Genomic DNA, 13,314 nt, shown 5'->3' with positions numbered 1-13,314 from the left:
GAAATCCTTGTCGAATCCATTGCCCCCTCCTCGGCAATGGATGAACTGGATTATCGCGGTCTTTATTCTTACTTTCGTTGGCGGCTGCGGCACTGTCCTGAAACAGGATAAGAGAAGCAAGACCGGCACATCGACGCTCTTCGGCATTGGCCTGAAAAAGGGGGGTGGCTATTATCTTGACGATGGCCCCGGCGATAATCCACCGGCTGACCTTGCGTCCATTCCCGATGCCGTTCCCCGGGACGAGCCTTTGCGGCAGGCCAACATGCGTCCTTACGTCGCGCTGGGGAAATCATACGCGCCCATGACTGTTCTGGAATCCTACAGGGAGCGTGGAATCGCTTCGTGGTACGGCCGGCGGTATCATGGGCAAAGAACTGCCTCCGGTGAAGTCTATGATATGTATGGCATGACGGCAGCGCACACAACATTGCCATTGCCCAGCTACGTTCGTGTCACCAACATCAGGAACGGGAAATCCATAGTAGTAAGGGTTAACGATCGCGGACCTTTCCTTTCCGACCGCCTCATCGATCTTTCCTACACGGCCGCCTATAAGCTCGATGTACTGGGCGGCGGCAGCGCCTGGGTCGAGGTGGAAACGATCCTGCCAGGTTCCGGTCCTGCCATACAGGTTGCGTCAGCGCCTGCCTTTGCCACGAATACAGCCCGGACCTTTGCTACCACAGGTTCCCTCGCATCTGTTCCGGCATCCGCTATTGCCGGCGAAAAGACAGATGCGCCTGCTGCTGCAGGGCAACAGGAGGGGGCGGCCGGGCCGGGCTTGTTCGAAGTCGCATACTCACCCATGGAATCAGGCACATCCATATCGGGGAGCACTGCTGCTCGCGCCACCGCGGATGCAAGAGGCATCTATCTGCAACTGGGCGCGTTCAGCGCCTATGATAATGCCGATAATTTTCTTGCACGAATGCGCAGTGAGCTTCCCTCAATCGATGCACTTGGTATTGTCCCGCAAGATGGCTTGTTCAAAGTCCATGCAGGCCCTTATCCCGATCAGGTGGTGGCCAGGCAGGCAGCCGACAAGATCGCCCGAAGCCTTTCCATTAAGCCGATGTTGCTGGTGCGGTAGCGTATCGATGGGAACGCCGGCGTATCATGCGCTTTAAGCCGGTATTCGCCAGTAAAGAAAACAAGCACACTACTTCAAGGCGTATCTCATAGCCAAATCTTTGTTCTCTTGATAAAATCGGCCTTCCTCCTCAATGATTCAGCTCACCCCAACTCAGGATCAGCTATGACACACTTCGGCCCAGCCAAAAAGATCGGTACATTTTATCCACCGCAACGCACTTTGATGGGGCCGGGGCCATCCGATACCCACCCCCGCGTATTGTCCGCCATGGCCCGCCCCACCTTGGGGCACCTTGATCCAGTATTCACGGAAATGATGGAAGAGCTGAAAAGCTTGCTGCGCTATGCCTTTCAAACCACAAATCTCTTGACTTTTCCGGTTTCGGGTCCGGGTTCGGTCGGGATGGAGATGTGCTTTGTGAACATGGTCAGCCCCGGCGATAAAGTGATTGTATGTCGCAACGGTGTGTTTGGCGGACGTATGATCGAGAATGTGCAGCGCTGCGGTGGTACGGCAGTGGTGGTTGAAGACAAATGGGGCGCGCCGGTTGATCCACAAAAACTGGAAGACGCATTGAAGCAGAACCCCGACGCAAAGATCGTCGCCTTTGTCCACGCAGAGACGTCTACGGGCGCGCTGTCAGATGCGAAAACCCTTTGCGAGATTGCTCATCGCCACAATTGCTTGACCATCGTTGATACCGTCACCTCCCTGGGTGGCTCACCGCTCAAGGTTGACGAATGGAAGATCGACGCAATTTATTCCGGTAGCCAGAAATGTCTTTCATGCCCACCCGGGTTGTCGCCTGTCAGTTTTTCCGAACGCGTGGTGGAACTGGTCAAGAATCGCAAGGGAAAAGTGCAAAGCTGGTTTATGGATTTAAATTTGCTTCTCGGATATTGGGGGAGCGCCCGCACTTACCACCATACCGCCCCCACAAACGCGCTTTATGCGCTGCACGAATCACTGGTAATGCTGCACGAGGAAGGGTTGGAACACTCCTGGGCGCGGCATCAACGTAATCACAAGGCACTTAAGGCAGGGTTTGAAACGCTGGGCATGGAATATCTCGTGGAGGAAAAATCGCGCCTGCCGCAGCTCAATTCTGTGCGCGTGCCGGACGGCATTGATGAGAAAGAGGTACGCCGGAGGCTGCTCACCGACTATAGTCTCGAAATTGGCGCCGGCCTTGGCGACTTCGCCGGAAAGATATGGCGCTTCGGGCTGATGGGTTATTCGAGCAGAATGGAAAACATCATGCTGAGCCTGGGCGCACTGGAAACGGTATTATCCGATATGGGCAAGAAAATTGAACATGGCGCGGCAGAATCCGCGGCACATTATGCTTATGCGGCTAATCCGTTACCTCTGGAAAGTAAAAACGCTGCCCAGGCGGCTTGATTCAACATTTGAATCTAAATCCCATCCTCCGCGATAGGATGGGTGGAGCGTAGCGCAACCCATGAATTTTCAATTATGGGTTGCGGCTTGGTCGCCTTCACCCATCCTGCAAGAGTTACTCTATCAGGTAGCGACATCCATAAAGGGAATTCTCTTGCAGCGCAATGCGCTTCACTCGTTGATCCAAGAGGGCTGATCTGAAACAAGGTAAAAAACTGAATTACAACCCTAGCCGCTGCCAGATGGTAGTCGTCGGTCCCGCCGAGTTCAACGTATAAAAGTGTAATCCCGGGGCGCCGGCGTTCAGCAACCGGTCGCATAAATCAGTCACGATATCGAGCCCTAATGCGCGTATCGATGCGCTGTCGTCGCCGTAGCCTTCCAGTTTTTTTCTGATCCAGCGAGGTATTTCCGCGCCGCAAGCATCCGAAAATCTTGCCAACTGTGAAAATTTATTGATTGGCATGATGCCGGGCACGATAGGTACACTGATACCCATTGCTTCGCAGGCATCAATGAAACTGAAGTAAGCATCCGCATTATAGAAATACTGGGTGATAACGGAATCCGCCCCAGCTTCAACTTTGCGTTTGAAATTCTGCAAATCCTCCTGAGCCGAGTTGCACTGTGGATGGTATTCCGGATAAGACGCAACATCAATGTGGAACGTGTCGTCAAATTCCTCACGTATAAACGCCACCAGTTCATTTGCATAACGAAACTCTCCCCCCTGTGCCATGCCCGACGGGAGGTCCCCTCGCAGGGCGACCACATGGCGAATACCGCCGGCGCGGTATTTTTGCAACATGTCGCGGATATTTTCGCTGGTCGCGCCAATGCAGGAAAGATGAGGCGCCGCTACATAACCCTCTGTCTGAATTTCCAGAACCGTCTCAAGAGTTCGGTCGCGGGTGGATCCCCCAGCACCGAAGGTCACGGAAAAGAATTTCGGGTTGAGTTGTGCCAGTTGCTTGCGCGTCGCGCGCAACTTCTCAACTCCCTCCGGCGTTTGCGGTGGGAAAAACTCGAAACTGAAGGTAGGGGCAAATTTCTTTTGCGATTCCATTTTTACTCGCCTGGATGATTCACAGGGTAGTGTGACGCAAGGTGGTTTGCAAGACTAGTCGGCGCATCCTCGGCAATCGAATAGTGCTTAAGGAAGCGGGCCACAAACGGATCCATGATAGGTCAGCGGCATGCAAGCCGCTGAGGATAGAAACAGGACTCCGGCACCCTTGGCCGATACCGATACTCATACCCGGCTTATGACATTTTTGTTTGGGGGTATTTTGCCAGACTGCGCCGACAAAGAAGATAAAGGCTCAGCTACTCCCTTTATCTGCTCCCTCGCTGAAAGCCCAAAATCAATATCGGTACATCGCAGGCTTGTATGGCCCATTCTTGTCCAGGTTCAGGTAGTTTGCCTGCTCCTCGGTCAATTCGGTGAGTTTGACGCCCAGCTTTTTGATGTGCAATCGCGCCACTTTTTCGTCCAGGTACTTCGGTAGCACATAGACATTTTTCTCATAACTGGCGCCATTTTGCCACAACTCCATTTGTGCCAGCACCTGATTGGTAAACGAACTGGACATGACAAACGAGGGATGACCGGTGGCACAGCCGAGGTTTACGAGCCGTCCCTGCGCCAGCACGATGATACGGCGACCTGTGGGAAAAATGACGTGATCCACCTGTGGCTTTATGTTTTCCCACTGGTATTTCTCGACCGACGCAATATCGATTTCCGAATCAAAATGGCCGATATTGCACACGATAGCTTGGTCTTTCATTCTCAGCATATGGTCGTGGGTAATAACGCGCAGATTGCCGGTGGCAGTGACAAAAATGTCGGGCTGATCGCAAACTTCATCCATGGACACGACCCGATAGCCCTCCATTGCCGCTTGCAGGGCGCATATCGGATCTATCTCGGTTATCCACACCGTGGCGCCCAGGCCCCGCAAGGATTGGGCGCAGCCCTTGCCAACGTCGCCATATCCACATACCAGCGCAATTTTGCCGGCAATCATGACGTCGGTAGCACGTTTGATACCGTCCACCAGTGATTCACGGCAACCGTAAAGGTTGTCGAACTTGGACTTGGTTACCGAATCGTTGACATTGAATGCGGGAAAAGGCAGCTCACCTTTTTTTTGCATTTCGTACAAGCGGTGGACACCGGTAGTGGTTTCCTCGGTCACGCCCCGAATAGTGTCGCGCTTGCTGGAGTACCAGCCCGGGCTGACGCTCAGCCGTTTCCGGATCGCTGCGAACAATGCGCGTTCTTCCTCGTTAGTGGGGCTGGCTATAACCGAAGGATCTTTTTCCGCACGGCTACCGAGGATAACGAGCAACGTCGCATCGCCCCCATCATCCAGGATCATATTGGGAGCGCTGCTCGCATCCAATGCCTGATCACCGGACCATTCGAAAATACGGTGAGTATATTCCCAGTAATCATCCAGCGATTCGCCTTTGTAGGCGAATACCGGTATGCCTTCCGCTGCGATGGCCGCGGCTGCATGGTCCTGCGTGGAAAAAATATTGCACGACGCCCAGCGCACTTGGGCGCCCAGCTTAATCAGCGTTTCGATCAATACTGCCGTTTGAATGGTCATGTGCAGAGACCCGGCAATACGCGCGCCTTCCAGAGGCTTGGCATCTGCGTATTCTTCGCGTAGCGCCATCAGACCGGGCATCTCGGTTTCGGCGATGGCAATTTCCTTACGCCCCCATTCCGCGAGGGACATATCGGCAACTTTATAGTCAGTAAATTCACTGCTCCTGTTTGTAGAGGCAGATGCGGATGCAGGGCTGAGCACAGCGTTCATGAAATTATCTCCTGAAAGATGAGCGAGCGCCGTTTGTTGCGATCCTTCCGTGCCGAGCCTCACGGGACTGTGCCCGTTGCAGCGCTCCTCGGCATGAAGGAATGAGCCAACCTGAAAATTTAAGCTTGAATACTTGCCATTGCCTGAGTCTCTACCGCAGTTCCGATTCCTGCTTCATCGCGCAGCAAGGCGGCTTTATCTATCGCTTCCCAGGTGAATTCCGGTTCGTCGCGCCCAAAATGACCATAGGCGGCGGTTTTCTCGTATATCGGACGCAGCAGGTCAAGCGTATGAATAATAGCACGGGGTCGCAAATCAAAATGACGCTCGATCAGCTTGATGATTTTCGCGTCGGAAATTTTTCCTGTTCCGAAAGTTTCCACCATCAGTGAGACAGGACGCGCTACGCCGATTGCATAGGCTATCTGAACTTCGCATCTGCTGGCGATACCGGCGGCCACGATGTTCTTGGCCACGTAACGCCCTGCGTAGGCTGCGGAACGGTCAACCTTGGAAGGATCCTTACCCGAAAACGCGCCTCCACCATGGTGCGCCGTACCGCCATAGGTGTCCACGATGATCTTGCGGCCTGTCAAACCGCAATCGCCCATCGGTCCACCCACCACGAACCGCCCGGTAGGATTGATGAGGTAACGGCTCTCGCCATTCAGCATTTTTTTCGGGAGTACCGGCTTGATGACTTCTTCGATTATCGCTTCGCTCAGTTGCGCGTGGGAGATGTCCGGATGATGCTGCGTAGATATCACCACGGTTTCGATCCGCTGCGGTTTTCCGTTCACATAACGCACCGATACTTGCGACTTAGCATCCGGACGCAACCACGGCAAACGCCCATCTTTTCTCAGTTCCGCCTGCCGCTCCATCAAGCGATGGGCATAGTAAATCGGCATCGGCATCAATTGCGGCGTCTCGTCGCAGGCATAGCCGAACATGAGCCCCTGGTCGCCCGCGCCCTGATCCATTTCCTCTTCTTTGGTGCGGTTGACTCCTTGCGCAATGTCGGGAGACTGTTTGTTAAACGCGGTAAGCACAGCACAGGTACGATAATCAAAACCGATATCGGAACTGTCGTAACCAATACGCTTGACCGCCGCACGCGCAACCTGCATATAGTCGACGTTGGCCGTGGTGGTAATTTCACCCGACATCACGATCAGGCCTGTACTGCACAGCGTCTCGCAGGCTACCCGTGCACTGGGATCCTGGGTGAGGATAGCATCCAGGATTGAATCGGAAATCTGATCAGCTACCTTGTCTGGATGACCTTCGGATACGGATTCGGAAGTAAAAAGATATTCGCTCATGTTGTCCAGCCGCTATAGTGGTAAAAGGTCTGTAGAATAACAAATTACTCGGGTATTAAGAAGATCAATGATAGTGAAACCATGTTTATTCCTGTGGAATCCTTGGATACCTCCTGCACTTGCATAACGATGGCGTTGCCCGGATTGGATACCGCAAAGGTACACCAGGCACGCCAGGCACGGATGCGAGTAGTTTGCCAGGGATGGTGGGGGGAATCGGACATGGCAATAGTACCGAAGGCTTTCTCACGCGGCGGTTTATCATGCGGCGCAACGCGCTTCTTATTGATGGCGTCCCCGACGCTGCTGCCCTTTACGCCTGACCGGGAGAAGCTTTCCATATACACAGGCTCTACATTCAACTCGGCGCGTTAATGGTGAGAATGAGGTTTACCAAAATGCATGGCCTCGGCAACGATTTCGTTGTGATTGATGGCGTCAGTCAGTCGGTTTCCCTCAGTGCGGAACAATTACAACGGCTTGCTGACCGCCATATAGGCGTCGGCTGCGATCAGGTTCTGCTCATAGAAACCGCAAAAGGCAATGCTGATTATCGCTATCGTATATTCAATGCCGATGGGGGTGAAGTGGAGCAGTGCGGCAACGGCGCGCGCTGTTTCGTTCGCTATCTGCATGATCGCGGAATGACAAGCAAGCGCGAAATCCGCGTGGAGACGCTGGGTGGCGTGATAGCTCCAAGGCTGGAGGCCGATGGAGAAGTCACTGTCAATATGGGCGCGCCGAAATTTGAACCTCGGGAAATACCCTTTGTCGCCGAAAAACGCGCAACGACCTATCCGCTCGATAGCGGCAGCAAACAACTGGAAATCAGCGTTGTGTCGATGGGCAATCCCCACGCCGTGCAATTGGTGCCGGATATAGATCATGCTCCGGTATTGACCGAAGGTGTAACGATCGAGGGTCATCCACGTTTTCCTCAGCGGGTGAACGCCGGTTATATGCAGGTTATCGACCGCCATCATATTCGGGTGCGCGTATATGAACGCGGCGCTGGCGAAACGCTTGCCTGTGGTACCGGCGCGTGTGCGGCAGTGGTAGCGGGAATTCAACGGGGCTTGCTTGAATCACCGGTCAAGGTCAGCTTTCGCGGCGGCGATTTATTTATTCGATGGGAGGGCGAAAATCAACCGGTCTGGATGACAGGTCCCGCAGTCACCGTGTTTGATGGAGAGATCGACTTATAGGATTCAGACAGGGAGAGATATGGAATCAAGTCCGGAAGAAGTCGCCGAATACCTGCGCATGCATCCTGAATTTTTTGAAGAATATGCCGATATGCTGGCGGAGATTCAGGTTCCGCATCCTCACGGCGGCAGAGCCATTCCCATCAGCGAACGCCAAATCGTCGCGCTTCGGGACAAGAATCGCATCTTGCAGGATAAATTGGGCGAGTTGATCAGGTTTGGCGAGGAAAACGGCGCTATTACCGAAAAAATGCACCGTCTGGCTGTTGCCCTACTCACCTTCACTCATCTGGCTGATTTTCTACATGGGTTGAACTTTCATTTGCGCGAGGATTTTTCTATACCTCATATGGCCCTGCGGTTGTGGAACATGACTGCCGATGGCCCCCCGCTACCGGAATTCACGCCAACCGGTGCTGATATCCGCGCCCTGGCTGAAAGCCTGCCGCGCCCTTACTGCGGTTCTCACGTATTGGACGAGATCAGGGACTGGTTCGGAGAAGATGCTGTTCGCCTGCGCTCATTTGCGATGGTGTCCCTGTCAGCAGAGCAAACCATCGGTCTGTTGGTAATGGGCAGCGAGGATCCGCAGCGATTTTACCCGGAAATGGGAACAATTTACCTCGCGCAACTGGGCGAACTGGTAAGCGCCGCATTAAAACGTTTCACACGTGCTGAAGGATAAGAAAAGCGCACTGCTATCAACATGACATCGGGTAATCACCAGGCCGAACTTGCCTCGGCCTATCTCATCCACCTTGCTAAAGAACGGCGTTTGTCACCGCTCACCTGTGAAAGTTACGCTCGCGATATTCGCGCTTTGCTGAACCTTACGCAAGAAACGCCTCTTGACCGATTGCAAATTCATCACGTCCGGCGGTTTGCCGCTCAACTACATGGAGAGGGATTTTCCGGCAGGAGTCTAGCCAGAATGTTATCGGCCTGGCGGGGCTTTTATAGATACCTGACGCGGGATCACGGCTATGCATCCAACCCCTGCGACGGGATACGCGCGCCAAAATCGCCAAAAACCTTGCCGCACACCCTTTCACCCGACGAGGCCGCGAAACTGCTGGAGTTTCCAGCCTCCGACGACTTAATGGCATTGCGCGACAAGGCCATGTTCGAGCTGTGTTATTCATCCGGGTTACGGCTGGGCGAGCTTGCTGGCTTGAAACCCGGAGATTTAAGTCTGGATGACGGCACAGTGCGAGTTACCGGCAAAGGCGGAAAAACGCGCATCGTGCCCGTTGGCAGCAAGGCGGCGCAAGCCTTGCGCGAATGGATGAAACAACGCCAGGCGCTGGCTAAACCTGGCGAAACTGCACTATTCATGTCACGGTATGGCAAGAATATCAGCCGCCGATCAATCGATCAGCGGCTAAAAATTCAGGCGATGCGTCAAGGAATCAGCGCCAATATTCACCCTCATGTGCTACGGCATTCGTTCGCCTCGCACCTGTTACAATCCAGCGGCGATTTACGGGCTGTGCAGGAGATGCTGGGGCACGCCAGCATCAGCACTACCCAGGTTTATACTCATCTGGATTTCCAGCATTTGTCGAAAGTCTACGATGCGGCCCATCCACGTGCCAGGAAGAAGGAAAAAAGTTAAATCTTCAGTAACCATACAGCTTGCGTTTTCTCTACGGATCAGCGTTATAATCTTCGCTCAATCATCACGCGCCAATTTCCATGCTAGAACATCGCGGCACAACCATACTTTCGGCCCGACGAGGCGCCCAAGTCGCGCTTGGGGGGGATGGTCAGGTAACTTTAGGCGCTGTTGTCGCCAAGGCGAGCGCGCGCAAGGTACGCAGGCTTTACCATGAAAAGATACTGGCAGGGTTTGCCGGGGGAACAGCCGATGCTTTTACCTTGTTTGAGCGGTTTGAAGGTAAGCTTGAAAGGCATCAGGGACATCTGATGCGTTCGGCGGTTGAGCTGGCGAAGGACTGGCGCACTGATCGAATTTTACGGCGGCTGGAGGCAATGCTGGTCGTTGCCGACCTGACCACTACGCTCATCATAACGGGATCGGGCGACGTGATCGAGCCCGAGTTCGGTATTGCTGCGATTGGCAGTGGCGGCTCTTACGCTCACTCCGCCGCACGCGCCCTATTGGATAATACCAATATGACACCGGTGGAAATCGTCAAGAAGGCGCTGGTCATCGCGGGCGACCTGTGCATTTATACCAATCAGAACCATGTAATCGAGGTACTCGAGTAAACTGTAAACTGAAGAACATGAACAGTAGTCGAGGAATATAACCTTGGAAAATGAACTGAATTACAGGGTAAAAATATATGTCTTTCGACGAATGATTGCGGGACAGCATAGCCGCGCATATCGCATACTTCCATCTTGGTTCACCTTGGCTTCGTACCCCTCGCATTTATCACCGACCTGAAATCATGTCACAACTGACCCCGCAGGAAATCGTCCACGAACTGGATAAACACATCATTGGCCAGGACAGCGCCAAGCGTTCCGTGGCCATTGCCCTGAGAAACCGCTGGCGCAGGCAGCAGGTAATGGATCCCCTACGGCAGGAGATTACGCCAAAAAATATCCTAATGATCGGCCCGACCGGCGTTGGCAAGACCGAAATTGCGCGGCGCCTGGCTAAACTGGCCGGTGCACCCTTCATTAAGGTGGAGGCGACGAAATTCACCGAGGTGGGATATGTCGGGCGGGATGTCGATTCGATTATCCGCGATCTGGTGGAAGCCGCCGTTAAACAATCCCGTGAACAGGAAACGCATAAAATGCGCGCCCGCGCGGAAGATCACGCAGAAGAGCGCATACTCGATGTCCTGCTGCCCGCTGCGAGAGAAATGGGTGTACAAACGGAGGTGGGAGAGGGGGAAAATACCACTCGGCAGAAATTCCGCAAAAGATTGCGTGAAGGTGAGCTCGACGATAAGGAAATCGAAATAGAAGTGGCGGCAGCGCACTCCCATATGGAGATCTTCGCTCCCCCCGGAATGGAGGAACTGACGACTCAAATTCAGGGGATGTTCCAGAACCTTGGCGGAGAGCGAAAGAAAACCCGCACGTTGAGAATTCGGGAAGCATTGAAAGTCATTATCGATGAGGAAGCGTCCAAGCTTGTCAATGATGAAGAATTGAAACTTCACGCAGTGCAGAATGTTGAGCAGAACGGCATCGTATTCCTTGACGAAATCGATAAAATCACGAGCCGGTCCGAAAATTCCGGCGCTGATGTCTCGCGTCAGGGCGTTCAGCGCGACCTGCTGCCATTGGTGGAGGGCACCACCGTTTCAACCAAGTACGGCATGATCAAAACAGATCATATCCTGTTCATTGCAAGTGGTGCATTTCATCTTGCCAAGCCTTCCGACCTGATCCCTGAATTGCAGGGGCGCTTTCCGATTCGTGTCGAACTCGCGAGCCTTAGCGCTGACGATTTTGTACAGATCCTCACCAATACGGACGCCTGCCTGACGCGTCAATATGAGGCGCTGCTGGAAACTGAAGGAATCAAGCTGGAATTTACCCCCGACGCAGTGAAACGCTTGGCAGAGATTGCCTTTGCGGTTAATGAGAAAACCGAGAACATCGGCGCGAGGCGTCTATACACCGCGATGGAAAAGCTTCTGGAAGAGGTATCCTTCGATGCCGAAGAGCATCGTGATACTAAAGTTGTCGTTGATGCCGCATACGTGGATGCGCGGCTCAACACTTTATCACAAAGTGAGGATTTGGCACGCTACGTGCTCTAGCTCACAGGTCCGCCGTCGAGCGCATGCTTGGCAAGCAAGCTGCGCAAATTCCAATATTCTTAGGCGGTTTTTATTCCGTCTTCATGTAGAAGAAAAGCATCTCGCCAGACTGCGTGATGGGACCTGATCTGTTACAATTCCGACCTGCGGCGTTCGCTCCACGTCTTCACGCCGTCCATTCTGTTTTTCGAACTTACCCGTCTGCCTAAGACTGGCGTCTCCTAATGGGGGCGACAGGCCGATGTTACCTTGGAGTTTTATGCCTTTCTCTATCTTCGGCCTGTCCGATGAAATTCTTCGTGCCGTGATTGAACGCGGCTATACCGATCCAACGCCCATTCAACTACAAGCCATCCCCGCGGTGCTGGCGGGCGGTGATTTAATGGCCGGGGCTCAAACCGGCACTGGCAAGACCGCTGCATTTACCTTGCCCATCCTGCACCGTTTGTCGGACAGGAGCGTTAAGGGACCCTCCAGCGGCAGGCCGCCAATACGCGCGCTGGTTCTCGTCCCTACGCGCGAGCTGGCAGCACAGGTGGAGGAAAGCATACGCATATATGGCAAATACCTGAAGCTGAGCTCGATGATAATGATTGGTGGAGTTAATATCAATCCGCAGATCACCCGCCTGAAGAGCCGCGTGGATATTCTGGTCGCCACCCCGGGCCGCCTGCTGGATCATGTGCAGCAAAAAACGCTCGACCTGTCGCACGTTGAAATCCTGGTGCTGGACGAAGCTGACCGCATGCTCGACATGGGTTTCATTCGCGACATAAAAAAGATACTCATGCTGCTGCCCGTACAGCGGCAGAATCTGCTGTTCTCCGCCACTTTTTCCGATGGAATCCGGGCGCTGGCAGCTGGCCTGCTCAACCAGCCTGCCATGATCGATGTCGCAGCGCGCAACGCAACCGCTGCCAATGTGACACATATTGTGCATCCGGTAGATCGTGAGCGGAAGCGTGATCTGCTTGCCCATCTTATCAAGCAGCACCGCTGGTCGCAGGTACTGGTATTCACCCGCACCAAGCACGGCGCCAACAAATTGGCTGAGCATCTGGTTGCGAGTGGCATTCCATCGCTTGCCATACACGGCAATAAAAGCCAGTCGGCGCGCACGCGAGCACTGGCGGAATTCAAGACTGGCAGCCTGCAGGTACTGGTAGCAACCGACATTGCCGCACGCGGAATCGATATCAACGAATTACCACATGTCGTCAACTTTGAATTGCCCAACGTGGCGGAAGATTACGTTCACCGCATCGGACGCACTGGGCGGGCAGGGGCAGAAGGAGATGCAGTGTCGCTGGTATGCGTGGACGAGCTCAAGCTGTTGACGGATATCGAAAGGCTGATCAAACGGGATTTATCCAGCAAAATTATCGCTGGCTTCGAGCCAGACCCGCGAATCAAGGCCGAGCCGATCGTGAATGGGAGCGGCGGAGGACAGCGCCGCATGCCGCCCGGACTTCCCGGACGTAGCCAACGAAGGGGAGGACAGCCAGGTACAAAGCCACCATCCGCCAGATTATCTGGGGGACCTGCTGCCGGTCGCATGCCTGCATTGCAGCGTTCGGGCGGGCGCGGCCGTTGACATTGCCTCATTCCATTCCAGGGCATGCCAAGCATTGCTCGATGATCTGGGGAAACTGGCGACGTAATACAATTTTCAACCGTTGAAAATGAATTTTGCTCAACGAGAAAATA

Annotated in this window: 12 protein-coding genes and 1 riboswitch; of the genes, 8 read left to right on the top strand and 4 right to left on the bottom strand. The window is 53.9% G+C overall.

Annotated elements, in window-relative coordinates:
- The first annotated feature begins 40 nt into the window (after nucleotides 1-40).
- A complete protein-coding gene (locus BLS94_RS11775; RefSeq protein ID WP_090961260.1) occupies nucleotides 41-1,093 on the top strand; it encodes a septal ring lytic transglycosylase RlpA family protein in 1,053 nt (350 codons plus the stop codon).
- A gap of 165 nt (nucleotides 1,094-1,258) precedes the next feature.
- Nucleotides 1,259-2,497 (top strand): pyridoxal-phosphate-dependent aminotransferase family protein, encoded by a 1,239-nt coding sequence (locus tag BLS94_RS11770; RefSeq protein ID WP_090961257.1) that lies wholly within the window; start codon nucleotides 1,259-1,261, stop codon nucleotides 2,495-2,497.
- Between the two features lie 220 nt (nucleotides 2,498-2,717).
- Here the strand turns inward: BLS94_RS11770 and metF are convergent, their stop codons facing one another.
- From metF to BLS94_RS11750, 4 genes are all read right to left on the bottom strand, one after another.
- The gene (gene metF / locus BLS94_RS11765; RefSeq protein WP_090961254.1) at nucleotides 2,718-3,563 is read right to left on the bottom strand and encodes a methylenetetrahydrofolate reductase [NAD(P)H]; all 846 of its coding nucleotides are present in this window, start codon (nucleotides 3,561-3,563) and stop codon (nucleotides 2,718-2,720) included.
- A gap of 298 nt (nucleotides 3,564-3,861) precedes the next feature.
- Nucleotides 3,862-5,328 carry an adenosylhomocysteinase gene (ahcY, locus tag BLS94_RS11760; RefSeq protein WP_090961251.1) on the bottom strand — a complete coding sequence of 489 codons (1,467 nt, stop codon included), beginning with the start codon at nucleotides 5,326-5,328 and terminating at the stop codon, nucleotides 3,862-3,864.
- Between the two features lie 17 nt (nucleotides 5,329-5,345).
- A riboswitch (S-adenosyl-L-homocysteine riboswitch) is annotated at nucleotides 5,346-5,424 on the bottom strand.
- A 23-nt stretch (nucleotides 5,425-5,447) separates the two neighbouring features.
- Nucleotides 5,448-6,653, bottom strand: a complete 1,206-nt coding sequence (gene metK / locus BLS94_RS11755) for a methionine adenosyltransferase (RefSeq protein ID WP_090961248.1) — start codon at nucleotides 6,651-6,653, stop codon at nucleotides 5,448-5,450.
- Between the two features lie 44 nt (nucleotides 6,654-6,697).
- Nucleotides 6,698-6,994, bottom strand: a complete 297-nt coding sequence (locus BLS94_RS11750; RefSeq protein ID WP_090961244.1) for a hypothetical protein — start codon at nucleotides 6,992-6,994, stop codon at nucleotides 6,698-6,700.
- Nucleotides 6,995-7,030: 36 nt separating this feature from the next.
- Between BLS94_RS11750 and dapF the strand changes: the two genes are divergently transcribed.
- From dapF to BLS94_RS11720, 6 genes are all read left to right on the top strand, one after another.
- Entirely contained in the window at nucleotides 7,031-7,858 is an 828-nt protein-coding gene (dapF, locus tag BLS94_RS11745; protein ID WP_090961290.1) for a diaminopimelate epimerase, read from the top strand.
- 19 nt (nucleotides 7,859-7,877) lie between these two features.
- A complete protein-coding gene (locus BLS94_RS11740; protein WP_090961241.1) occupies nucleotides 7,878-8,543 on the top strand; it encodes a DUF484 family protein in 666 nt (221 codons plus the stop codon).
- A 21-nt stretch (nucleotides 8,544-8,564) separates the two neighbouring features.
- Nucleotides 8,565-9,473, top strand: a complete 909-nt coding sequence (gene xerC, locus BLS94_RS11735; RefSeq protein ID WP_090961237.1) for a tyrosine recombinase XerC — start codon at nucleotides 8,565-8,567, stop codon at nucleotides 9,471-9,473.
- 80 nt (nucleotides 9,474-9,553) lie between these two features.
- Entirely contained in the window at nucleotides 9,554-10,090 is a 537-nt protein-coding gene (gene hslV / locus BLS94_RS11730) for an ATP-dependent protease subunit HslV (protein WP_090961234.1), read from the top strand.
- A 185-nt stretch (nucleotides 10,091-10,275) separates the two neighbouring features.
- The gene (gene hslU, locus BLS94_RS11725) at nucleotides 10,276-11,607 is read left to right on the top strand and encodes an ATP-dependent protease ATPase subunit HslU (protein ID WP_090961231.1); all 1,332 of its coding nucleotides are present in this window, start codon (nucleotides 10,276-10,278) and stop codon (nucleotides 11,605-11,607) included.
- Between the two features lie 259 nt (nucleotides 11,608-11,866).
- Nucleotides 11,867-13,201, top strand: a complete 1,335-nt coding sequence (locus BLS94_RS11720; RefSeq protein WP_090961229.1) for a DEAD/DEAH box helicase — start codon at nucleotides 11,867-11,869, stop codon at nucleotides 13,199-13,201.
- The last annotated feature ends 113 nt before the right edge of the window (nucleotides 13,202-13,314 follow it).

The organism is Nitrosospira sp. Nsp18, from assembly GCF_900103145.1.
Taxonomy (GTDB): Bacteria; Pseudomonadota; Gammaproteobacteria; order Burkholderiales; family Nitrosomonadaceae; genus Nitrosospira.
Note: the sequence above shows the minus strand (reverse complement) of the source record. Positions and strands in the feature narration are given on the sequence as shown.